Below are 20,424 nucleotides of genomic sequence, written 5' to 3'. Positions count from 1 at the left end.
GTCAGCTCAGCGTTTGACGCCCAGATCGACCTGGGTCATGCGGCTGCGAATGGTGAACACGCCATCACCCGAGAGAATCGCACTGCGCGCAAACAGGCGCCCGCTCTCCCAGTTCGAAAGCCCCAGTTCCGGCTTGTTCAGCGCGTACTGGCCGTCGACCCAACGGGTGATGCCATTGCCGACAAAAGGCGCGTTGACCGCGTTGTAGAAACGCTCCTGGGCCTCGGCACTTTCACTGATCAAGGACACCGTGAATTGCGGGCTATAGCGATTGAACAAGGCAATGGCACCGTCCAGGTCGTCGACGATCTTCAGGCTGACTTCCGGGGTTTCTTCCCACTCCCATTCACGGCCCAATTGGTCTTCCGGCAACGGCTCGGCCTGTGCCTCAGTCTGATAGCCTTCGGCTCGGTACACCTGGACCGTTGCAGCCAGCCAGTCTTGCGGCAGGTGCGACTCGCTGCCTTCGACGATGTGCAGCTTGCAACCCTGCCCGCGTGCGGTGCCGGCCTGCTTGAGTGCGTCGAGGAACAGCGGCACCAGTTCAGCGGCACGGTCGCGGTGAATCAGGCAGACGTTCAGGGTGTTGCAGACCTTGCGGTCCAGGGAGTTGCGCACCACGGCGGCAAAACGCGGGGTGTCGGCATCGGCGTTGGCGATCAGCCACGCACCACCGGTGCCGTGCAGGCTGACCGCCGTGCCGGCCTGCTGTGCGATGCTGCCCAACTGGCTGACGGCGCGCCCCGAACCACGGGCCACTGCCAATGACAGGCGCCGGTCAGCGAACATCGCCCAACCGGCGGCGTGGTTGACACTTTCCACCAGCGACACCGCACCGGCCGGCAAGCCGGCGTCGCTCAGCGCAGGGTTCAGTGCGTGGGTGACGATCGCCTGGGCCGTGCCCAACGCATCACTGCCGATGCGCAGCACGGCGGTGTTGCCGGTGCGCAATACACCGGCCGCATCGGCAAACACATTCGGCCGGCCTTCGAAGACAAAGGCGACGATGCCCAGCGGCGAGACCACTTGCTCGACTTTCCAGCCATCGTGCTCGACGCAACTGATCACCTTGCCACGGCTGGCCGCTGCATCACGCCAGGCGCGCAGGCCGGCGATCATGTCGCGACGCATGCGCTCATCGGCCAGCAACCGGGTGGTCGAGCGACCGCGCGCCTTGGCCCGTTCGATGTCGGCCAGGTTGGCGGCCTCGATCAAGGCCCAGCACTCCGGGGTTTCCAGGCGTTGGGCAAACAGATCGAAGAAGGCGCTGATCGCTTGATCGGACACCGCCGACAGCGCGGTAAACGCCGCTTCGGCGCGCTCGATCGCGACGCTGGCCGCCTGCTGGTCCGCCACGGGGATCAGCAGCAACTCGCCACTGACCTGCTCCACCAGCAGGTGGTCACCGGGCTGGAAGCGTTGCGCCAGTTCGGGGCTGACGACAGTGACACGATTACCGGCGAAAGGGATGGGCGTGCCAGCGACTAGACGTTCGAGCGCAAGAGACATGAAACGGTTACACCATGCAATGGGCGGCCGAAAAATGTATAGCAATTTCCCTGTGGGAGCGAGCCTGCTCGCGAAGAGGCCATTCCATCCAACATCAATACCATCGTCGGATCGCCGCCCGAAGCAAGCTCGCTCCACAGGGGTAAGGGGTATGTGGTGACCGCTTACGTATCTCAGTGTATACAGCCCCGCCCCTGACACACCCCGCACTCAAAACCCTGCCACAACGACACACCGCAGATACACCCCATTGATGAAATACGCCTGTCGATTGGCCACGCCGGTCAAACGCTCAACTCACCGGGCACGCCGTTGCCCCGCCTCCCTGACCTGAAAGAGATCAACATCCATGAGCACCTCCATTTCTTCGGCCGTCAAAGGCCTGCACCTGACCCTCGACCGTGCCGGCGACTGGGTTGCGCCTTTGGCGCTGCGGGTGTTCCTCGCCTGGGAGTTCTTCGAGTCGGGCCTTGAGAAATTCAACGGCCAGAACTGGTTCACCGATATCCAGGAGCGCTTCCCGTTTCCGTTCGACCACCTTCCAGCAACGCTGAACTGGGAACTGTCGATGTGGGCCGAACTGATCTTTTCCATGACCTTGCTACTGGGCCTGGGCACGCGTTTTTCGGCGTTGAGCCTGATGGTGGTGACCCTCGTCGCAACCGCCGCCATCCATTGGCCCGCCGACTGGCACACCCTGAGCGAACTTGCCCAAGGGTATGCCATCAGCAACAAGGGTTATGGCAACTTCAAGCTGCCATTGATCTACCTGGTGGCCTTCACGCCGCTGTTGCTGTCGGGTGGCGGCAAGCTCAGTATCGATGCGCTGTTTACTCGTTTCTTCTGGCGTCGTTGAAACGAAACCTGCAACCCGGACAAACAAAAAGGGACTTCCATGAAGTCCCCTGTTTTTTTGCCTGAAACTAACGGGTCACTTCCTCCGCACCGGTCTCTTCGGCCAGCTTCGGATGCGCACTGCGTTCATGCACTTGGGATTGCGGGGTACGGTCGATCAGCAGGCTCAGCAATTCGGGGCGGCTGTAGTGACCGCGGGAATCCATCATGCGTTTGCGCTTGTCGATCAGGCCCATGTCGAGGTCGGCGATCACCTCGCCCTCACCCTCCTGCAACGAACCCAGCACCGTGCCATCCGGGCTGATGATCGCGGTATAACAACCGCCGGAGATCGGGCCGATGGTGCAACCGGTGTCGGCCATGATCTGCGCCTGTTGCTCGGGGTACAACCACGCCGTGGAATTGACCACGAAGCACGCTGCCTCCAGGGCATGCTGGCGAACACTGACTTCCATTTGCGAGGCGAACAGGGGACCTGCAAACGACCCCGGGTACATGGCCGCGTGGATCTGCTCGCCATCGGCCATCAAGGCATAACGGGCCAGCGGGTTGAAATGCTCCCAGCAGGCCAGTTGCCCGATGCGCCCTACCGCGCTGTCGACGGCCCGCAGTCCGGAACCGTCGCCCATACCCCAGATCATGCGTTCGTGGTAGGTCGGGGAAATCTTGCGGCGACGCTGGATCAGCGAGCCGTCGGCATCGAACAGCAACTGCGTGTTGTACAGCGAACCGCCATCGCGCTCATTGACGCCGATGGATACGACCATGCCGGCTTGCCTGGCTGCAGCGCCGATGGCATCGGTGGCGGCCGAAGGCACGGTGACAGCCTGGTCCAGCAGCTTGAGGTGTTCGGCGGCCATTTCGAACGGCGACTGCACGTAGGAAAAGTACGGGTAGTACGGCACGATGGTTTCCGGAAACACCGCGAATTGCACGCCCTGTTCGCCGAGTTCGAGAATCTTCTGCACCACTTTGTCGACAGTGCCTTCACGGCTGTAAAGAACAGGGCTGATTTGTACGGCGGCGGCTTTGACGAGGGTCATGGCGGTGATCTCATTGAGGGAAAAGTTTCAACGAGATCAAGATTACGATAATAATATAAAGTCACAAATGTCGCATACGCCACCTTTCAGGACATCAAGAATTCAACCCCGACTGGCGCGCTGAATCACCTGCGGCGGCTGCCCGAACGCACGAATGAATGCGCGACGCATACGTTCACGATCACCAAAACCCGTGTCCGTCGCCACCACATCGATGGAATGCCGTCCGGTTTCCATCATCAACCGGGCCGACTCGACCCGCAGGTTTTCGATGGCCTTGGCCGGAGACTGGCCGGTTTCGGCATGAAACACCCGGCTGAATTGCCGAGGACTGAGATTGGCCACGCTGGCCAGTTCCTCGACCGACAGCGCGGACTTGAGATTCTGCTTGGCGTAGTTCAGCGCTGCCTGTATCCGATCGGTCTTGGGGGCCAGTTCCAGCATCACCGAAAACTGCGACTGTCCGCCGGAACGCCGGTGGTACACCACCAATTGCCGCGCTACCTTGCGTGCAACGTCGGCCCCCAGATCCTTCTCCACCAGCGCCAACGCCAGGTCCACGCATGCGCTCATGCCCGCCGCGGTCCACAGGTGGCCATCGTTGATGAAGATCCGGTCTTCCTCGACCTTCACGTTCGGGTAGGCCTTGCGAAAGGCCGGCACATGCGCCCAATGGGTGGTCGCCCGCCGACCGTCGAGCAAACCGGCCTCCGCCAAGGCATTCGCCCCCGTGCAAATCGAGCCCAGGCGTCGGGTGCCGTGACTGGCGCGGCGCAAAAACTCCAGCATGCCCGGCGTGGTCGGGCGGATCAGGTTGTCGCCCAGGACCAGCAGCGTATCGAACGAGCGCTGGTCGAACGCTTCGGTCTTCACAGCAAAACCGGCGGACGTCTGCACCAGGCCACCCGGTTCGGACAGTAATGCAATGCGGTACAACGGCTCATCCATGGCGCTGTTGGCCAACTCGAAGGCGGCACACATGGCCAGGCCCAGAACCTGGAAACCGGGGTAAACAATGAGTCCGATCTGGTGCATGGCGATATGACCATAAACGCGGCATGCCTGATATTCAGGCCAGAATCTGCACTCTAACCCGAACGGCCCGCGCTGGACATCAGGGTGGAGCGCCTCGCGGATTGGCGGATGGCGACGGATAATAAAGCGGTTTCCATCTGACCGAGGATTTGAAGGATGCCACTGACTCTTTATTTCCACCCGCTCTCGTCGTTCTGCCACAAAGCGCTGATCGCGCTCTATGAACTGGACATCGCGTTTGAAAAAAGGCTCATCGACTTGGGCAACGAGGCCGACCGGGCCGAACTTCAAGCGCTGTGGCCGATCGGCAAGTTCCCGGTGCTTCACGATCACGCCCGGCAAAAGGCTGTGCCTGAATCGAGTGTGATCATTGAATATCTGGACCGGCTTCATCCCGGCCAGGCGCAGCTGATTCCGCACGATTGGGAGGCAGCCCTGGAAGTACGTCTGTGGGATCGCTTTTTCGACCTCCACATTCAGGTGCCAATGCAGAAGATCGTCGCTGACCGAATGAGCGCCGCCAACGGCGACCTGACCCGGGAACGCGCCGCGCTGATGACAGCGTACGGCATGCTTGAACGTCAGCTGGCCGCCAACACCTGGGCAGCCAGCCCGGCGTTCAGCATGGCCGATTGCGCCGCCGCCCCGGCGCTGTTCTATGCCAGCACCCTCGTGCCATTTCCCGACGATTACCAGCACTTGAGTGCTTATTTCGACAGGTTGGTCCAAAGGCCCTCGGTCAAGCGCGTGATCGACGAGGCAAGACCCTGGTTTTCCTGGTATCCGTTTGCCGAGGCCATCCCGGAGCGCTTTCGGTAGAGGTGGACAATGGGCGCAAAAACAGAAAAGCCGACGAATAATAACCGTCGGTCAAGTGTTATCTGATTGTGCAGGAAGAAAATGGCAGGGGCGGCTGGATTCGAACCAACGCATGGCAGGATCAAAACCTGCTGCCTTACCGCTTGGCGACGCCCCTGTATCTGTTGCGATGAGTGCCTGGCACTCGCTTTCTTGAGTGGCAACAAGAGCTGTTGCCTGCTTGCGCGAGAGGCTCTCTGAGGGCCTGTGCAAGAGTGGGCGCAAATTTACCAACCTTTGTCTCGTTTGGGAAGCCCCAATAAAACAATTTGTTTTTTAAAACAGACGCTTAGTGTTGAACCGCATCTTGGCGAGTGGTCGACACAGGTTCAGCCCGACCAGGTCTGCTACGCTTTTCCTTACTCGAATGGAATCGGGAATCGTTTGCGCAACACCCTTCCCCTTGCCATCTGAGGGCGCCAATGTGAAAGGCAAATTAATGACTCCCGCTGCAACCCTACTGGTGGTCGGGGCCGCGATCTATGGGTTGAACACCTGGGAACACATCCAGAGCCAGCGACAGGAAGCGGTCTGCAAGGCCGCCCGGGAGCATCTCAATCGGCTGGAAACCCAGACGCGGGCCTTGGCCTCCGGGTTGACGGTCGAAGCCTATGCCGAAGCTGAAAAAGCCGAGGCCGGCCAGTTGGTTTTAGCGCTCGATACCGCCAAAAATGCAGCCGAGGTCGATGCCGTCATCGACAAGCATGCTGCTGCCATCGAGGCGCAGATAACGGCCGAGGATGCAGAGGTCCAGTCCAAGGGCGAGCAACCCTTCCTCGGTCAGGAAATGAAAAAGCAGCGCATCCCCACCGACATCAAACAGGAATACAAACGAGCTGAAAAAGCCGTCGCCGAAACCTGCGAATAGTGTCGACCGCCAGCTCCAGAATTGTCGCCAGCGTCTAGACTTCAGCAAAAGCAGGTTGCAACCAGACCCCGCGTTTATAACAAAGATCCTGTAAAAAACGAGGGGGTCTCGACCTTGAAAATATCAACCCTCTGTGCCATCGCGAGTCTGCTGGTGTCGGTCGCGGTGTCTGCCAACGGCGTCATTCCTGTCCTCGAAATGGACTTCACACGGTCTGCGATGGAGACCCTGAAAAACATCGGTATCGACGACGCGTGCATCATCGGCGCTTCGAGCCCCGCTGCGTTCACCTACTGCCGGGAAGGATCGATGACGCTCTGGAAGTATCAGGCACTGGACCTGGAACAAATGGCAGCGATACACAGTGATGCACAGCGGCCCACAACGGCTTACCAGCCCATTTCTGTCCTGGAGTTCGAGAGCGCGGTCTGTGAACAGGAGATGAGAGTATCGGCCGCTAGAAAGCCGGCAACAATACGATGGCTGATCCTCGGCCTGATGGCTGTTTCGCTGCTGATAGGATTGGGCTACACCTGTCTGGCCATTCTGCAGCGCCGCCATGACGCTATCGCATACTCGCAACCCCATGAGCAAGGGTCGGGCGAATTTCAGGCAACCGCACAAACAAAAGCCCTGGCAGCGTTTGGTCTCGCCGCTGCCGTGGCATTCGTTTACTTCAAATACGCAGGGTATTGAACAACTGGTGAGCGCGCCGTTGCGGCGCACTCACCTGTCACTCAGTGCGGCGCGCGCGGGATGGTCTTGAGCAGGTCTTCGGGGCTGATGTGACCGACCACGCTGCCCGGTTGCGGCAGGTTGAGGATGTGGCCCTTCATCTTGCCGATGATGTGCATTTCACAAGGCTTGCAGTCGAACTTCAGCGTCAGTACTTCGTCGCCGTGGATCAGTTGCATCGGTGCAACCTTGGTGCGCACGCCAGTCACGCCCTTGGCCTGTTTCGGGCACAGGTTGAAGGAGAAACGCAGGCAGTGCTTGGTGATCATCACCGGCACTTCGCCGGTTTCCTCGTGGGCCTCGTAGGCCGCGTCGATCAGCTTGACGCCATGACGGTGATAAAAGTCGCGAGCTTTCTGGTTGTAGACGTTGGCCAGGAACGACAGGTGCGACTCCGGGTACACCGGCGGCGGGCTGGTTTCGGCTTTACGGCTGCCACGCGGGTGGGCGGCGATCCGCGCTTCGGTCAGGGCTTCAATCACTTCACGGCGCAAGGCCTTGAGCTGCGAGTTCGGAATGAAGTACGCCTGCGGCGCGTCCAGCTTGATGTCGATGGCGTGGTACTGCGTGGTGCCCAGTTGGCCGAGCAGATCCTGCAATTGCTCCAGCGCCTGCTCCGGCTTGTTGGCGGCGCCGAACGGGCCATCCAGGGTGACGCTGGCGCTGATGCCTTCTTCGCTGGTAGCGGTCAACTCCAGCTGGTCTTCACGCAGGCGAGCGACCCAGCTCAGGGCGATGCGACGCTCGGCGGAGGTCTTTTGCAGCGCCTGTTGCCAGTTGTGATCAAGATTGCGATTCAGCGGATGGTTGGGGCGCAGCTTGTACATCCCCTCCGGCATCTCATTGGGCTCGACGCGATAGCGATAACGCTTCTCGCCGTCCTCCTCGAATTCGCCTTTGGGTTCGGCGATGTTGGCGCGAAAACCCACCACTTCACGCTTGACCAGCACGTTGAGGCCGTCGCCGTTGGACAGCGGCTCGTGCGTCACGACCTGCATGTCACGCTTGGCGACTTTCTCGACCACGCCCACTGGCAGACCGGTGAAGGTCGGCGAGTCAAAGGCGCCGATATCGATCTTGCGGTCAGTGACGAAGTAATCGGTGCTGCCACGGTGGAAGGTTTTTTCCGGGTCGGGCAGGAAGAAGTGCGCGGTGCGGCCGCTGGAGGCGCGGGCCAGGTCCGGACGGTCTTCGAGCACGGCGTCGAGGCGCTGGCGGTAGTAGGCAGTGATGTTTTTCACATAGCCCATGTCCTTGTAGCGGCCCTCGATCTTGAACGAACGCACGCCGGCCTCGACCAGGGCGCGGATGTTGGCGCTCTGGTTGTTGTCCTTCATCGACAGCAGGTGCTTTTCGTAGGCGATCACGCCACCCTTTTCGTCCTTGAGGGTGTACGGCAGACGGCAGGCTTGCGAGCAGTCGCCACGGTTGGCGCTACGCCCGGTCTGGGCGTGGGAAATATTGCACTGACCGGAAAACGCCACGCACAACGCGCCATGGATAAAGAACTCGATGGCCGCGTCGGTTTCGTCGGCGATGGCGCGGATCTCCTGGAGATTCAGCTCGCGGGCCAACACCAGTTGCGAGAAACCGGCCTGATCGAGGAACTTCGCCCGCTCCAGGGTGCGGATGTCAGTCTGGGTACTGGCGTGCAGTTCGATCGGCGGGATGTCCAGCTCCATCACCCCCAGGTCCTGGACGATCAGCGCATCGACGCCGGCGTCGTACAACTGGTGGATCAGCTGGCGGGCCGGCTCCAGTTCGTTGTCGTGCAGGATCGTGTTGATGGTGGTGAACACCCGGGCGTGGTAACGACGGGCGAATTCCACCAATTGGGCGATATCGCTCACTTCGTTGCAGGCGTTGTGGCGGGCGCCGAAGCTCGGGCCACCGATGTACACGGCATCGGCACCATGCAGGATGGCCTCGCGGGCGATGCTCACATCGCGGGCAGGGCTGAGCAATTCCAGGTGATGTTTGGGCAAAGACATAGTTTTTTTAGTCGGGCTTGTCACGGTCGAGGCGTGCATTGTAGCGGCGAAACGCCGGACCGGCACCCGTATGCTGTCGGGTGGCGTTTCGGGCAAGCCTGGCGTGCCTCAACCCCTGTGGGAGCGAGCTTGCTCGCGATAGCGGCAGGACATCCAGAATTGATGTCGACTGACACGCCGCCATCGCGAGCAAGCTCGCTCCCACATTTTGATCGGCGTCGGCCACAAATTCAGCCCATGCCCCGGGTTTTTGTGTCGCTGCGGTCAGGCCTTGGCCGCCATCGCGGTCACTTCCACGCGCATGCCTTCCACCGCCAACGAGGCAACCCCGACAGCGGCGCGCACCGGCCATGGCTTGGCGAAGTAGCGCTTGTAGACCTCGTTGAACGCGGCGCGGTCGGCCATGTCGGTGAGGTAGATGGTCAGGTGCATCACGCGGTCCATGGAACTGCCGGCACGCTCCAGCGCGACCTTCAGCGCTTGCAGGGTGCATTCGCTTTGCAGGGTGATGTCGCCCAGCTCCAGGCTGCCGTCGGCGCGGGTCGGGATCTGGGTGGAGACCAGCACACCGCCGAAACCGACGACGTCGGAGGAAATCGAATCGGCATCGGGATCGGGGGTAAAGGTCAGGTCGTGGTTTGCCATTGCAGGTTCTCTTGCTTGAAAGGGTAAGGCGAGCGCCTTTTGCGCGGCCAGTTTACAGGGCGATCCCTGGCGCGTCGCTAATCCAGGCCGGACGGCTGCTCGTGGCCGGTGGCCTGGCGGTACTGGCGTGGGGTTAAGCGTCCATCACTTGAAAAAATCACTCGGCGTCTTGCCGAATTGCTTCTTGAACATGGTCGTGAACGCGCTCGGGCTGTCGTATCCCAGCTCTCCGGCAATGTCGATGATCTTCTCGCCGACGGCGATCCGCTCCAGCGCCAGCAGCAGTCGCGCTTGCTGGCGCCATTGGCCGAAGGTCATGCCGGTTTCCTTGCGCAACCGTCGCTGGATGGTTTTTGCATCGAGGCTCAACCGCGCGCTCCAGTCCGACAACGTCGAGCCATCCCCGGGATTGCGCTGCAACGCGGTGCAGATCAGGTTGATCCGCGGATCGGTGGGCTGCGGCAGGTTCAACGGCAAGGTCGGCAGGATCGTCAGTTCATCCAGAATCAGCCGCAGCACCCGGGCTTCCCGCGAGTCCGGATCGCAGTTGAAATCGAAATCGACCGAGACCTTGATCAGCTCACTCAACAATGCGGACACACTCACGGCCCGGGTTTCAGTGGGCAGATCCAGGTTCACGTCGGGGTGCACGAACACGCTGCGCATCTTGATCGGCCCCACACAACGAATCGAGTGCACTTCTGCGCTCGGCATCCAGATGCCGCGGCTCGGTGGCACCGTCCATTGGCTCGTTGCCGTGTGCACCACCATCACGCCTTCGATGGCATAGATCAGTTGATGCTTTTCATGGGAGTGCGGCGCGATGATCCAGTTTTCCGGGTAGTCGGTCGCACTGCTGCGAACTCTCCAGCCGCCCTGGTCGATCTCCGCAAGAAATGCCTGCAATGGTTTGATCATGATGCCCTTTTTACGATAGCCCATGCCCGAGTTGCGCGAGACGGGCGCCTTCAGGGCCCATAGGATAACGCCGAACCCTGAAATAGGCTGCGCCTTGCCTGCGCAGTTCGCGTTTTTATCCGGAAACTCGCCTATGTCGACCACTACCCTCAGCTCACCCTCGCCCACCGTCTCGGTTGCAAGCCAGGCCAGCCCGCTGGTCATGCGCGTCATCGGCGCTTGCGCCCTGGCGCACCTGATCAACGACTTGATCCAGGCCGTGCTGCCGTCGATCTACCCGATGCTCAAGACCACCTATGGCCTGAGTTTCACCCAGGTCGGCCTGATCACCCTGACCTTCCAGCTCACCGCTTCACTGCTGCAACCCTGGATCGGTTTCTACACCGACCGTCACCCCAAGCCGTGGCTGTTGCCGGCCGGCATGGTCTGCACCCTGATCGGTATTCTGATGCTGTCGATGGTCGGCAGCTTCCCGGCCATTCTGGTGGCCTCGGCGCTGGTGGGCGTCGGTTCGTCGACCTTTCACCCTGAAACCTCACGGGTAGCACGGCTGGCCTCGGGTGGTCGCTACGGCCTGGCACAGTCAACCTTCCAGGTCGGTGGCAACGCCGGCAGCGCCTTCGGCCCATTGCTGGCCGCCGCGATCATCATTCCCTACGGCCAGGGCAACGTCGCCTGGTTCGGCCTGTTCGCGGTGTTCGCCATCCTCGTGCAGTACGGCCTGAGCCGCTGGTACCGCAATCACCTGAGCCTGTTCAAGCTCAAGCAAGGCAGCAAGGCCACCCACGGCCTGTCCAAGCGGCGAGTGACCTTCGCCCTGGTGGTGCTGGCGCTGCTGGTGTTCTCCAAATACTTCTACATGGCCAGCTTCACCAGTTACTTCACCTTCTACCTGATCGAGAAATTCGACCTGTCGGTGGCCAGTTCGCAGCTGTACCTGTTCCTGTTCCTCGGTGCCGTCGCGGCAGGCACGTTCTTTGGCGGCCCGATCGGCGACCGGATCGGCCGCAAGCAGGTGATCTGGTTCTCGATCCTCGGCGCCGCGCCCTTCACCCTCGCCCTGCCCTACGTCGACCTGTTCTGGACGGGCGTGTTGAGCATGATCATCGGCTTCATCCTCGCCTCGGCGTTCTCGGCCATCGTGGTCTTCGCCCAGGAACTGGTGCCCGGCAACGTCGGCATGATCGCCGGGGTGTTCTTCGGCCTGATGTTCGGTTTTGGCGGCATTGGCGCCGCGCTGCTGGGGCATCTGGCGGATATCCATGGCATCGAGTACGTCTACACGCTGTGTTCGTTCCTGCCGCTTTTGGGAATTCTGACCATACTGTTGCCGTCTACCAGACAACGCCCGTCGGGTGCGTGAATGGCCAATGGGGTGTTCTGCTGAAAAGGAGAGCACCCTCCAGGTTTGCGGCCCAGCCATCAGGAGGATCAGCCCATGAAAATCGTAGTCACCAGCGTGTTTGTCGATGATCAGGCCAAGGCGCTTGCCTTCTACCGGGATGTGCTCGGTTTTGAACTCAAGCACGATATCCCCATGGGCGAACATCGCTGGCTGACGCTGACATCCCCCGGCGATCCCGATGGCGTCGAGTTGCTGCTGGAGCCCAATGCCCACACCGCAGCAAAAACGTACCAGAGCGCGATCAAGCAGGACGGCATACCCTGCACGTTTTTCGGCGTCGAAGACGTGCAAGCCGAATATGCCCGGCTCAGCGCCGCCGGCGTTCAATTCACCCGTCCGCCGACAGTGATGGGACCGGTCACCCTCGCGGTACTGGACGACACCTGCGGCAATCTCATCCAGATCGTCCAGCACCACTCAACCGCCTGATCATTTCTGCTACCCGCCCTGTAGCACTCGGTAACACCCGGCCCCAGTGCGGTGCGTCTTTTAAACGCCTTGCCGTCCGCCACCCCGTTCCACACGGGGCCACCTGCCATGGCGTACTTTGTGCCTCCAAAGGCCATCTTCCGCTGCCTGTAGCCGCCATGCGCCCCAAGGAACTGAAACGCTGGACCACCGGAGTCGCCCACCTGCTCGACCTGCCTGCCGGGCATGCGCGGCTGTCGGGGTTGAGCCACTGGATCCGGCAAATCTGCCCGGTCGATCACTTCGTGTTGTTTGTCTACGAAAGGCGCCCGGCCTCAGGCTGCAAGCCTGATACCCGTTGGTATACGCGTATCCCTGTGGGAGCGAGCTTGCTCGCGATGACGGCCATACATTMAACATCCATGTGTCTGACACACCGCCATCGCGAGCAAGCTCGCTCCCACAGGTCTGTCGGTGATCTGGAGGTTGTGGTCAGGGCGGATCAAGCCGATCCAGCGCCCGGTTCACCGCCAGTCCCCCCAACATGATMACCTGCGCAATCCCCAGCAGTGCATTGCGGCTCGTCCCCTCCAGATGATCCACCAGATCGTTGGCCATGACGTTGGCTGAGGCCAGCGATTCACAGGCGTGCACCAGCAGGGTTTCAGTGTTGAGCCCAGGATTGACGATGAACATCGTGCTGGGCTTGCGCGGCGTCGCCATGATGTGGGTGCCGGGGTTGAGCGCGCGCTCGGCGGCCTCGTTGAGTTTGTTTGAATCAAGACTTTCGCACGGAGATGCCGGATCAGTGTCCGGGGGGATCGGGTGTGACTTTGAACATAGTGAAACTCCTCGCATCGTAAAAAGGAGCCATCACTCTCAAGCTACCAAACGTAGGGTGGTGGCCATACGCAGGTTGGTAGACCGGGATGCAAGGAGACCGGCGCGCCCGAAGGCACCCTGTGCATGGCCACCATAATGCAGAGTAGAAAAACGCTGCAGATGATGACGCTTTGCACCTCACATAGCCGGGCTACCAAACCCGATCACTGTTGCTTTCCAGTGACCGGCCAACGATAAAACCCAGCCCCAAGGCGCACAAGCCGGCGGATTCTGGCGCACCTGCAGGCAACGACGCAAGGTGTTGTAGCTTTCATGAAGTAACGCTGACAGCGATTAAACACGCATGTTTAAACCATGCTGAATGACTGGATTCAAGCGACCTGCCAGCGTTGAAATCTTGTCATGCCGCTATCGCGAGCAAGCTCGCTCCCACATTTGTATTGCGGTGTGGCGCAACTTTTTGTGCAACACCCGGTGCCCGGTAGGCTTGTGACAACGGGTTAACAACGCGTAACTTGAATGACCCGCCCTTCAAGACACGCCGGAGTTGATCCATGCGCATCGCCTTGCTGTCCGACATGCACCTGTCCGTCAACACGATCCCCTTTCCCGCCGTGGATGCCGATATTGTCGTGCTCGCCGGGGACATCGCCCGGCCGGCCAAGGCCATCGAGTGGGCCAGCGCGTGCCCGGTTCCTCTGTTGTATGTGGCGGGCAATCACGAGTTTTATGGCAGTGACCTGGTCTCCACCTACGAGCAGATGAACAGCCTGGCGCAAGGTACACAGATCCACATTCTGGAACGTTCGGAGTACGTCCAAGACGGCGTGCGCTTTCTCGGTTGCACGCTGTGGTCTGACTATCGTCTGCTCGATAGCCCGGAGGATCGGGCGCTGGGCATCGATCTGGCGACCCACCTGATCCGTGACTTCAGCCACATCAAGATCGCCCCCGATTTCCCTGACCCGTTCACGCCGGCCATTTCCCAACTGGTGTTTCTGCAGACGGTCGCCTGGCTGGAAGACTGCTTCACCCGCGACAGCAGCACACCCACGGTGGTGGTCTCGCATTTCGCCCCGACGCGGTCGAGCATCAGCCCGACCTTTGCCGGTTCGCCGATCAACTCAAGCTTTGTCTCGGACCTCGAAGCGCGGATCAAAGACTGGCAGCCGGCACTGTGGCTGCATGGCCACACCCATGGCAGCTTCGATTATCGGGTGGGCAATACCCGCGTGGTCTGCAACCCCCGGGGCTATGCCAAAAATGGCATCAATGAAAATCCTGATTTCGATGAGGCCTTGGTGATCGATCTGGAGTTCTGAGGTAACGCTCAGATCAACAGCTCCAGCGCATCGAACAGTTCGACATTCTCCGAAAGCCTCGGGCGCCCCTACCCCACGTCTGGCGCGAAACGTTGCGCGTACTCCCTGGGACTCACGCCAAGGCGCCGGACGAAAACCTTCCTCAGTACGTCAATGCTGTGATAACCGCATCGGCGTGCGACCTCCTCCATCGACCGCCCACCCAGTTCGAGCTCCCGGCACGCGGCTTCCAGCCGAACGTCTTCAACGTATTTGGCCGGGGTGGTCTGCAACTCGCGCTGAAAGATCCGGATCAAGGTTCTGACGCTGGTAGCGAAGCGGTCTGCGAGGATTTCCACGGTCAGCTGTGAACTCAGGTGCTCACTGATCCAGTGGCACAGTTCATCCAGATTTGAACCGGGCACCTGCTGCGATTGCAGGGCGACACTGAACTGCGCCTGCCCACCGGGACGGCGCAGGAACAACACCAGGTTTTTCGCGATGTCCAGCGCAACGTCATCCCCCAGGTCTTCGCTGACCAGCGCCAAGGCAAGGTCGATGCCCGCCGAGATACCGGCCGAGGTATAGACGTTGTCGTCCTTGATCCAGATCGGATTCGGATCGACCTGCACCTTGGGATAACGCTCGGCAAGATCGCGTGCCATGCGCCAGTGAGTCGTCGCCCGGCGCCCGTCCAGCAGCCCTGCGTCCGCCAAGGCAAACGCGCCGACACAGATCGAGCACACCCGTCGCACGCTTTCGGACCTCGTGCGAATCCATTCGATGGCCGCCCCGTCCAGCTGATCGATTGCTTGCCAGCCTGTCGCCACGATCAGCGTGTCAATTGCCTTGTCGGCATGCCGCTCGTGCTCGAGGGTCGTGTGCGCCATGAGCCCGATGCCGGTGCTGCTGGCCATTTGCGGGTCGACGCCCGCGCAGACCAGTTCAAGCACATAGGGCGCGAAGGCTCCGTCGTGCAGAGTGTTCGCCAGGGAAAACACCTCGGCCGGGCCGATGACGTCGAGCCCGTCGACGGGTGGCAACCCCAGAATCACCACGCGTTTTGGCATGCGGCCCCTCAATGAATGGCCAGGTTTCGTCTTGTTCATCACGGCGGGCTCCTGCTCGTTCAAGACGTCAATATTGGCACAAATCATCCGTAAATAGTCAATTGCGCCACACCGCGCATCCCTAGAGTGAATGGCAAGCCAAGTTCATTCCCGGGAGGCAACATGAATACACCCATTAGCATCGGCGGCTTCAGCGCTCCAGACTCCGAGCTAGCCCGCAGAGCCGCATCGCTCGTGGAGCGCGTCCACTCCAGGGCGCTTTTGCATCATGTGCACCGGACATGGTGGTTTGCCGAATTCCTCGGCCAGCGCCGGGGTTTTCAGTACGACCGGGAAGCGGTCTACCTCGCCGCACTGCTGCACGATCTGGGGCTGACGCCCGAGTTTGCCGCCGACCAGCGCTTTGAAGTCGATGGCGCCGATGCCGCCCGTCGTTTTCTCCTGGCGAACGGTTATGCGCAGGCGAAAGCTGAACAGGTCTGGGATGCGATTGCCCTGCACTCCAGCGCCGGCATCGCCGACCGCAAACAGCCGGAAATCGCCCTGATCCATATGGGCGCCCACGTCGATGTCATGGGCCTGCACCTGGATGAAATCACCCCGTCGCTGGTCGACGACACGCTCGCGCTCTACCCCCGCATCGGCATGAAAGCGGCCTTTACCCAGGCCATTGCCGGAGTGGCCAGGAACAAACCCCATACGGCCATTGGCACCGGGCTCGCCGATGTCGGGCGCCGCCATGTCCATGGCTTCGATTGCCCGAATGTCTGCGACCTGATCGACAACGCACCCTTCGACAGCTGATCCACTTCCCGTTTATTACAGAGAGAGAACCCATCATGCAGCCACGCAAATACCTCATCACTGGAGCAACCGGTAAAACCGGCGTCTACACCGTCCGTCATTTGCTCAATGAAGGCCATGCGGTGCGGGCCTTCGTGCATCATCTGGACGAGCGCAGTGCCGCCTTGCAAAGCGAGGGCRCCGAAATTTTCGTTGGCGACCTGCTCGAGCACGACGACATCCTGCGCGCCATGGAGGGCGTGACCGGCGCGTACCTGTGTTACCCGGTTCGTCCCGGCTACATTCAGGCGACTGCCTACTTTGCCGATGCCGCACGGCGCGCAGGCGTCGAGGTGGTGGTGGAGATGTCGCAGATTTCCGCCCGCGAAGACTCTCTGAGCCATGCCGCCCGCGACCACTGGATCGCCGAACGCGTACTCGACTGGTCGGGCGTGCCGGTGGTGCACATTCGCCCGACGTTCTTTTCCGAATGGCTGATTTTTCCGTGGGTGCTGGATCAGATCGTCAAGGAAAACAAGATAACGCTGCCGTACGGTAACGGGCGGCACGCACCGATTGCCGCCGAAGATCAGGCCCGCCTGATCGCCAGGCTACTGACCCAGCCTTCCGGCCATATCGGCAAGACCTACCCGCTGTACGGTCCCGTCGAATTGAGCCATCAGCAAATTGCCGAGCAAATCAGCGCCATCGTCGGCCGCACCATCACCTACAGTCCGTCGACGCTGGACGAGTATCGCCAGCACCTGCAGACCTACGATCTGCCGGAATTTGTCATCCAGCACTTCCTGGCGGTGGCCGTCGATTACCAGAACGGGATCTTTTCCGGAGTGGACGGCGTGATCGGGCAAGTAACCGGTCAAGCGCCGCAAACGGTGGCTGACTTCGTAGGGGCCAATCGCCAATTGTTCGAACAGTGACAGTGGGTGTATGCGTCGGGTGTTCAAGCATCAACGCTCGCGCCCGATGCAACGCCGGCAACCCGCTACACTTTCCTCGCTCCGCCGCTGCACTCCAGCGGCTCAAACCCCTGACTTCTGATCTGGAGGTATCCCATGAGCGACAGCAGCGAACTCACCACCTTTACCGGCTGGGCCGCCACGGCAGCGGGCGCGCCACTGGAACCCTTCAGCTACGATCCCGGCCCGCTGGGAAGCGATGAGGTGGAAGTCGCCGTGGAATATTGCGGCGTCTGCCACTCCGACCAGTCGTTGATCGACAACGACTGGGGCATCAGCAGCTACCCCTTTATTCCCGGTCACGAGGTGGTCGGCCGTATCGTGCGGGTGGGCGACCAGGTTCGCGGCCTGGAACTGGGCCAACGAGTGGGCATCGGTTGGTACAAGGGCAGCTGCATGCATTGCACGTCGTGCATCGAAGGCTCGCATAACCTGTGTCGCACCGTGCAACCGACCATCATCGGCAGCAACGGCGGCTTTGCCGACCGCATTCGCGCGCACTGGGCCTGGGCCCTGCCGATCCCGGCCGGGCTCGACCCGGCGATGGCCGGGCCGTTGTTCTGTGCCGGTTCGACCGTGTTCAACCCGCTGGTGGAATTCGGCATCAAGCCCACTGACCGGGTTGGCGTAGTGGGCATTGGCGGCCTCGGTCACCTGGCGCTGCGCTTCCTCAACGCCTGGGGCTGCGAAGTCACGGCGTTCACCTCATCGCTGAGCAAGCAGGACGAAGCCAGGCGCCTGGGTGCGCACAAGGTGGTCGCCTCGACCGACACCGATGCGCTCAATGCCATTGCCGGTACCCTGGATTTTCTCCTGGTCACCGCCAACGCCAACCTCGACTGGACGGCCATGCTCGCCACCTTGCGCGGCAAGGGTCGCCTGCACTTTGTCGGCGTCGTGCCCGACGCCATCCCGGTGCACGTGTTCAACCTGATTCCCCAGCAAAAAGTCTTGTCCGCCTCACCGGTCGGCTCACCGGCCAACACCGCGATGATGCTGGAGTTCTGCGCCCGCCATCAGATCCTGCCGCAGGTCGAGATGTTTCCCATGAGCCGGATCAACGAAGCCATCGATCATTTGCGCAGTGGCAAGGCGCGCTACCGCGTGGTGCTGGATGCCAGTCAGTGACAGGCGACGAACGAAGAGAAAGGGCCGTTTATTCAAACGGCCCTTTTTTTGCTCTCAGGGATTGGCCACCTGCGCCGGTAGCGCTGGCATATGCGGGTCGCTCCAGGTAAACCGATAGGCTTTGCCAGCCTCTTGCGGCAGGCATTTGCCGTTGTCGGCATCCGCCCCCACGATCGACCAGTTCGCCCGGGAGTTTTCGCCCAGTTCACGGGCCGCTTCGGGTTTGAAGCACTGGTTCAGTACGTCATCCGGCACCAGAGCGTAGGCCTTGGGGTGTTCGCGCAGGTACTGCGCAGCCTTCTCGATGGAGGAGTAGTCCATGCCAAAATGCACGATCGGCTGACGGGCGAACAACCAGTGCCCTTCCTCCCAGTTGACCAGCACCAGATCGGCGCCTTGGGTCATGGTCGCAGCCTGCGCCATGAGCACCTGATCAATGTTGGTGCCTTCCTTGAGCGGTTCGATGAAACCACGGGCGAACCACAGCACGAACCAGGTCGCCACCAGCGCCGGGAACACCCGACGCAAACGCGGGTGCCTTTTGAACCAGCGCTTGAGCAGCCACGGGATCAACGGTGCGGCAACCAGTACCAGCCCAGGCAGCGCCGGGTAGATGTACAGCTTGCGTTTGCCGCTGCTGATGCAGAAAAACAGCACCACCAATACCACCCAACCGAGCACTACCAGGACCCGGCCATCACGTTTTTGCAACTGCCTGCGCCAGGCGGGGACCAGCCATGGCAGCACCAGCACCAGCGGTAGCCAGTACTGCGGAATCACATTGGTGAAGAAGTACCAGAACGGTTCGCGGTGATGCCACGCGGCGGCATAACGGCCCGCGGTCTGGTGCAGGAGGATCTCCCGCGCATAGGCAATTTCGTCAGCGCTGCCATTGACGATGATGGACAAGGCCAATGGCAACAGCCAGATCGCAATCGCTGCCAGCATCACCACCAACCCCAGCAACCACTTGCGCGCCTCGCCGGGCATGGCCACCACACCGTGCCAGTCTTTACGCACCGCATAGGCGTACGGAATCAGCAACAGCGCCGGCAGGAAACCCACGCCCTTGGTGATCACGCCAATGCCCATGGCCGCGCAGCCCGCGTAGAACCAGCGCCACGCAGGGCCGAGCAACAGGTGCCGCGCCAGACCGTAGAGGCCCAGGGAGGTGAACAGAATCAACAAGCTGTCGATCTGGCCGGTGCGCAGGATGCTGTAGGTCTGGTACGTCGCCAGGTACAACAGCGCGGCGTTGCGCCCGGTGCGCTGGGTCCATAAGCGACGACCCAGGTCATAGACCATCGCCGTGACCGTCACGGCCGAAAACAGCCCCGGGATATAAAGGGCGATGTTCGGCTTGCCGGTCAGCCAGGTGAAGAACGCCACCGTCCACATGAAAATCGGCGGCTTGTCGCCGTAGATCTCGGCGGCCCGGTGCGGGATCAGCCACGAGCCGTTTTGCAGCATCTCCAGTGCGACGCCGAGGAAACGCTCCTCATCCACATTCTGTGCCTGGCGCAACCCCAGCCCCGCGCCGATCAACAGCAGGGCAAGCAGCATCAGGCCCAGGCATTCGACCCTGGGCGACAGTGATCTACGCATGGTTATTCCTTCACGCTTCTGCTTTTGGCAATCAATTGCAGGTTGCGAAAATAGACGATGGAGCCAAAGGCCTGGCCGGCGATGAACACCGGGTCCTGGCGATAAATGGCGTAGGCGAGCAACAAGGTGCTGCCGACGATGCTCAGGTACCAGAAGTTGGTCGGGATCACGCTGCGTTTCTTGTATTCGCTGTACAGCCACTGCAGGACAAACCGCCCGGTAAAGGCCACCTGCCCCGCAAAGCCGACCACTAGCCACAAGGTTTCACGAGACAACATCATCCTTCGATCTCCTGGGCAATGGTGTTCAGCCGCGTGCGCTTGATCAGCCACCAGACTCCGAACAAATCGAGAATGCCCACCAGGGCGCGGTCGATGTTGCCGTATTTCGACACCCCGGCCGTGCGCGGCCGGTGGTTGACCGGGTGCACGATACCGGGTGCACGAT

19 protein-coding genes, 1 tRNA gene and 3 pseudogenes are annotated in these 20,424 nt (G+C 61.0%); 11 read left to right on the top strand and 12 right to left on the bottom strand.

Annotation, left to right across the window (positions count from 1 at the left end; genetic code table 11):
- Positions 1 to 6 precede the first annotated feature (6 nt).
- Entirely contained in the window at positions 7 to 1,509 is a 1,503-nt protein-coding gene (locus AC1DU9_RS16370) for an aldehyde dehydrogenase family protein (RefSeq protein ID WP_223463761.1), read from the bottom strand.
- A gap of 349 nt (positions 1,510 to 1,858) precedes the next feature.
- On the opposite strand from AC1DU9_RS16370, the gene AC1DU9_RS16365 reads away from it, so the two are divergent.
- Positions 1,859 to 2,365 carry an HvfX family Cu-binding RiPP maturation protein gene (locus AC1DU9_RS16365; protein WP_223463762.1) on the top strand — a complete coding sequence of 169 codons (507 nt, stop codon included), beginning with the start codon at positions 1,859 to 1,861 and terminating at the stop codon, positions 2,363 to 2,365.
- A 67-nt stretch (positions 2,366 to 2,432) separates the two neighbouring features.
- Here the strand turns inward: AC1DU9_RS16365 and AC1DU9_RS16360 are convergent, their stop codons facing one another.
- Positions 2,433 to 3,407, bottom strand: a complete 975-nt coding sequence (locus AC1DU9_RS16360; RefSeq protein ID WP_223463763.1) for a carbon-nitrogen hydrolase family protein — start codon at positions 3,405 to 3,407, stop codon at positions 2,433 to 2,435.
- A gap of 102 nt (positions 3,408 to 3,509) precedes the next feature.
- Positions 3,510 to 4,442: a GlxA family transcriptional regulator gene (locus tag AC1DU9_RS16355; RefSeq protein ID WP_223463764.1), complete on the bottom strand. Its 933-nt coding sequence runs from the start codon at positions 4,440 to 4,442 to the stop codon at positions 3,510 to 3,512.
- A 156-nt stretch (positions 4,443 to 4,598) separates the two neighbouring features.
- On the opposite strand from AC1DU9_RS16355, the gene AC1DU9_RS16350 reads away from it, so the two are divergent.
- Positions 4,599 to 5,261 (top strand): glutathione S-transferase family protein, encoded by a 663-nt coding sequence (locus AC1DU9_RS16350; protein ID WP_223463765.1) that lies wholly within the window; start codon positions 4,599 to 4,601, stop codon positions 5,259 to 5,261.
- A gap of 82 nt (positions 5,262 to 5,343) precedes the next feature.
- On the opposite strand, the gene AC1DU9_RS16345 is transcribed toward AC1DU9_RS16350, so the two are convergent.
- A tRNA-Gln gene (locus AC1DU9_RS16345) sits at positions 5,344 to 5,418 on the bottom strand.
- A gap of 321 nt (positions 5,419 to 5,739) precedes the next feature.
- Between AC1DU9_RS16345 and AC1DU9_RS16340 the strand changes: the two genes are divergently transcribed.
- Both AC1DU9_RS16340 and AC1DU9_RS16335 read left to right on the top strand, forming a co-directional pair.
- Entirely contained in the window at positions 5,740 to 6,168 is a 429-nt protein-coding gene (locus AC1DU9_RS16340) for a hypothetical protein (protein ID WP_223463766.1), read from the top strand.
- Positions 6,169 to 6,282: 114 nt separating this feature from the next.
- Positions 6,283 to 6,864, top strand: coding sequence for a hypothetical protein (locus AC1DU9_RS16335; RefSeq protein ID WP_223463767.1), 582 nt, complete (start codon positions 6,283 to 6,285; stop codon positions 6,862 to 6,864).
- Between the two features lie 41 nt (positions 6,865 to 6,905).
- On the opposite strand, the gene AC1DU9_RS16330 is transcribed toward AC1DU9_RS16335, so the two are convergent.
- The 3 genes from AC1DU9_RS16330 to AC1DU9_RS16320 all read right to left on the bottom strand — a co-directional run bounded on the left by AC1DU9_RS16330 (position 6,906) and on the right by AC1DU9_RS16320 (position 10,457).
- Complete coding sequence (locus AC1DU9_RS16330) at positions 6,906 to 8,894, bottom strand: peptidase U32 family protein (protein WP_223463768.1); 1,989 nt, start codon at positions 8,892 to 8,894, stop codon at positions 6,906 to 6,908.
- Between the two features lie 264 nt (positions 8,895 to 9,158).
- Positions 9,159 to 9,539 (bottom strand): RidA family protein, encoded by a 381-nt coding sequence (locus AC1DU9_RS16325; protein WP_008021538.1) that lies wholly within the window; start codon positions 9,537 to 9,539, stop codon positions 9,159 to 9,161.
- Positions 9,540 to 9,683: 144 nt separating this feature from the next.
- Positions 9,684 to 10,457: an AraC family transcriptional regulator gene (locus tag AC1DU9_RS16320; RefSeq protein ID WP_223463769.1), complete on the bottom strand. Its 774-nt coding sequence runs from the start codon at positions 10,455 to 10,457 to the stop codon at positions 9,684 to 9,686.
- A 133-nt stretch (positions 10,458 to 10,590) separates the two neighbouring features.
- Between AC1DU9_RS16320 and AC1DU9_RS16315 the strand changes: the two genes are divergently transcribed.
- The 3 genes and pseudogenes from AC1DU9_RS16315 to AC1DU9_RS16305 form a co-directional block, all read left to right on the top strand.
- Entirely contained in the window at positions 10,591 to 11,820 is a 1,230-nt protein-coding gene (locus AC1DU9_RS16315) for an MFS transporter (RefSeq protein WP_317851141.1), read from the top strand.
- Between the two features lie 75 nt (positions 11,821 to 11,895).
- Positions 11,896 to 12,291, top strand: a complete 396-nt coding sequence (locus AC1DU9_RS16310) for a VOC family protein (RefSeq protein WP_223463770.1) — start codon at positions 11,896 to 11,898, stop codon at positions 12,289 to 12,291.
- A 158-nt stretch (positions 12,292 to 12,449) separates the two neighbouring features.
- Positions 12,450 to 12,593 (top strand): annotated as a pseudogene (locus tag AC1DU9_RS16305) (helix-turn-helix transcriptional regulator); the annotation flags it as partial.
- A 169-nt stretch (positions 12,594 to 12,762) separates the two neighbouring features.
- Here the strand turns inward: AC1DU9_RS16305 and AC1DU9_RS16300 are convergent.
- Positions 12,763 to 13,111: pseudogene (locus AC1DU9_RS16300) on the bottom strand (DUF6124 family protein).
- A 556-nt stretch (positions 13,112 to 13,667) separates the two neighbouring features.
- Here AC1DU9_RS16300 and AC1DU9_RS16295 point away from each other — a divergent pair.
- Positions 13,668 to 14,435, top strand: a complete 768-nt coding sequence (locus tag AC1DU9_RS16295; RefSeq protein WP_477810479.1) for a metallophosphoesterase — start codon at positions 13,668 to 13,670, stop codon at positions 14,433 to 14,435.
- Positions 14,436 to 14,503: 68 nt separating this feature from the next.
- Here AC1DU9_RS16295 and AC1DU9_RS16290 read toward each other — a convergent pair whose 3' ends face one another.
- The gene (locus AC1DU9_RS16290) at positions 14,504 to 15,526 is read right to left on the bottom strand and encodes a GlxA family transcriptional regulator (protein ID WP_223463791.1); all 1,023 of its coding nucleotides are present in this window, start codon (positions 15,524 to 15,526) and stop codon (positions 14,504 to 14,506) included.
- Between the two features lie 120 nt (positions 15,527 to 15,646).
- Between AC1DU9_RS16290 and AC1DU9_RS16285 the strand changes: the two genes are divergently transcribed.
- From AC1DU9_RS16285 to ahr, 3 genes are all read left to right on the top strand, one after another.
- Positions 15,647 to 16,288, top strand: coding sequence for an HD domain-containing protein (locus AC1DU9_RS16285; RefSeq protein WP_477810478.1), 642 nt, complete (start codon positions 15,647 to 15,649; stop codon positions 16,286 to 16,288).
- A gap of 35 nt (positions 16,289 to 16,323) precedes the next feature.
- Entirely contained in the window at positions 16,324 to 17,205 is an 882-nt protein-coding gene (locus tag AC1DU9_RS16280; RefSeq protein ID WP_477810477.1) for an NmrA family NAD(P)-binding protein, read from the top strand.
- A 135-nt stretch (positions 17,206 to 17,340) separates the two neighbouring features.
- Positions 17,341 to 18,372: an NADPH-dependent aldehyde reductase Ahr gene (gene ahr / locus AC1DU9_RS16275; protein WP_457266349.1), complete on the top strand. Its 1,032-nt coding sequence runs from the start codon at positions 17,341 to 17,343 to the stop codon at positions 18,370 to 18,372.
- Positions 18,373 to 18,426: 54 nt separating this feature from the next.
- Here ahr and AC1DU9_RS16270 read toward each other — a convergent pair whose 3' ends face one another.
- From AC1DU9_RS16270 to AC1DU9_RS16260, 3 genes and pseudogenes are all read right to left on the bottom strand, one after another.
- Positions 18,427 to 19,977, bottom strand: a complete 1,551-nt coding sequence (locus tag AC1DU9_RS16270) for an ArnT family glycosyltransferase (RefSeq protein ID WP_457266350.1) — start codon at positions 19,975 to 19,977, stop codon at positions 18,427 to 18,429.
- Positions 19,978 to 19,979: 2 nt separating this feature from the next.
- Positions 19,980 to 20,258: a lipid-A-disaccharide synthase N-terminal domain-containing protein gene (locus AC1DU9_RS16265; protein ID WP_223463786.1), complete on the bottom strand. Its 279-nt coding sequence runs from the start codon at positions 20,256 to 20,258 to the stop codon at positions 19,980 to 19,982.
- Positions 20,255 to 20,424, bottom strand: a pseudogene (locus AC1DU9_RS16260) (dolichol-phosphate mannosyltransferase); the annotation flags it as partial. The gene AC1DU9_RS16265 and the pseudogene AC1DU9_RS16260, both read right to left, overlap by 4 nt.

It is taken from the genome of Pseudomonas sp. P4_C1 (assembly GCF_056402155.1).
Note: the sequence above shows the minus strand (reverse complement) of the source record. Positions and strands in the feature narration are given on the sequence as shown.

Excerpts from the sequence above, each read along its gene's own strand:
- AC1DU9_RS16370 (WP_223463761.1), bottom strand. The coding sequence starts at position 1,509 with ATGTCTCTTGCGCTCGAACGTCTAGTCGCTGGCACGCCCATCCCTTTC.
- AC1DU9_RS16365 (WP_223463762.1), top strand. The coding sequence starts at position 1,859 with ATGAGCACCTCCATTTCTTCGGCCGTCAAAGGCCTGCACCTGACCCTC.
- AC1DU9_RS16360 (WP_223463763.1), bottom strand. The coding sequence starts at position 3,407 with ATGACCCTCGTCAAAGCCGCCGCCGTACAAATCAGCCCTGTTCTTTAC.
- AC1DU9_RS16355 (WP_223463764.1), bottom strand. The coding sequence starts at position 4,442 with ATGCACCAGATCGGACTCATTGTTTACCCCGGTTTCCAGGTTCTGGGC.
- AC1DU9_RS16350 (WP_223463765.1), top strand. The coding sequence starts at position 4,599 with ATGCCACTGACTCTTTATTTCCACCCGCTCTCGTCGTTCTGCCACAAA.
- AC1DU9_RS16340 (WP_223463766.1), top strand. The coding sequence starts at position 5,740 with ATGACTCCCGCTGCAACCCTACTGGTGGTCGGGGCCGCGATCTATGGG.
- AC1DU9_RS16330 (WP_223463768.1), bottom strand. The coding sequence starts at position 8,894 with ATGTCTTTGCCCAAACATCACCTGGAATTGCTCAGCCCTGCCCGCGAT.
- AC1DU9_RS16325 (WP_008021538.1), bottom strand. The coding sequence starts at position 9,539 with ATGGCAAACCACGACCTGACCTTTACCCCCGATCCCGATGCCGATTCG.
- AC1DU9_RS16320 (WP_223463769.1), bottom strand. The coding sequence starts at position 10,457 with ATGATCAAACCATTGCAGGCATTTCTTGCGGAGATCGACCAGGGCGGC.
- AC1DU9_RS16315 (WP_317851141.1), top strand. The coding sequence starts at position 10,591 with ATGTCGACCACTACCCTCAGCTCACCCTCGCCCACCGTCTCGGTTGCA.
- AC1DU9_RS16310 (WP_223463770.1), top strand. The coding sequence starts at position 11,896 with ATGAAAATCGTAGTCACCAGCGTGTTTGTCGATGATCAGGCCAAGGCG.
- AC1DU9_RS16295 (WP_477810479.1), top strand. The coding sequence starts at position 13,668 with ATGCGCATCGCCTTGCTGTCCGACATGCACCTGTCCGTCAACACGATC.
- AC1DU9_RS16285 (WP_477810478.1), top strand. The coding sequence starts at position 15,647 with ATGAATACACCCATTAGCATCGGCGGCTTCAGCGCTCCAGACTCCGAG.
- ahr (WP_457266349.1), top strand. The coding sequence starts at position 17,341 with ATGAGCGACAGCAGCGAACTCACCACCTTTACCGGCTGGGCCGCCACG.
- AC1DU9_RS16270 (WP_457266350.1), bottom strand. The coding sequence starts at position 19,977 with ATGCGTAGATCACTGTCGCCCAGGGTCGAATGCCTGGGCCTGATGCTG.
- AC1DU9_RS16265 (WP_223463786.1), bottom strand. The coding sequence starts at position 20,258 with ATGATGTTGTCTCGTGAAACCTTGTGGCTAGTGGTCGGCTTTGCGGGG.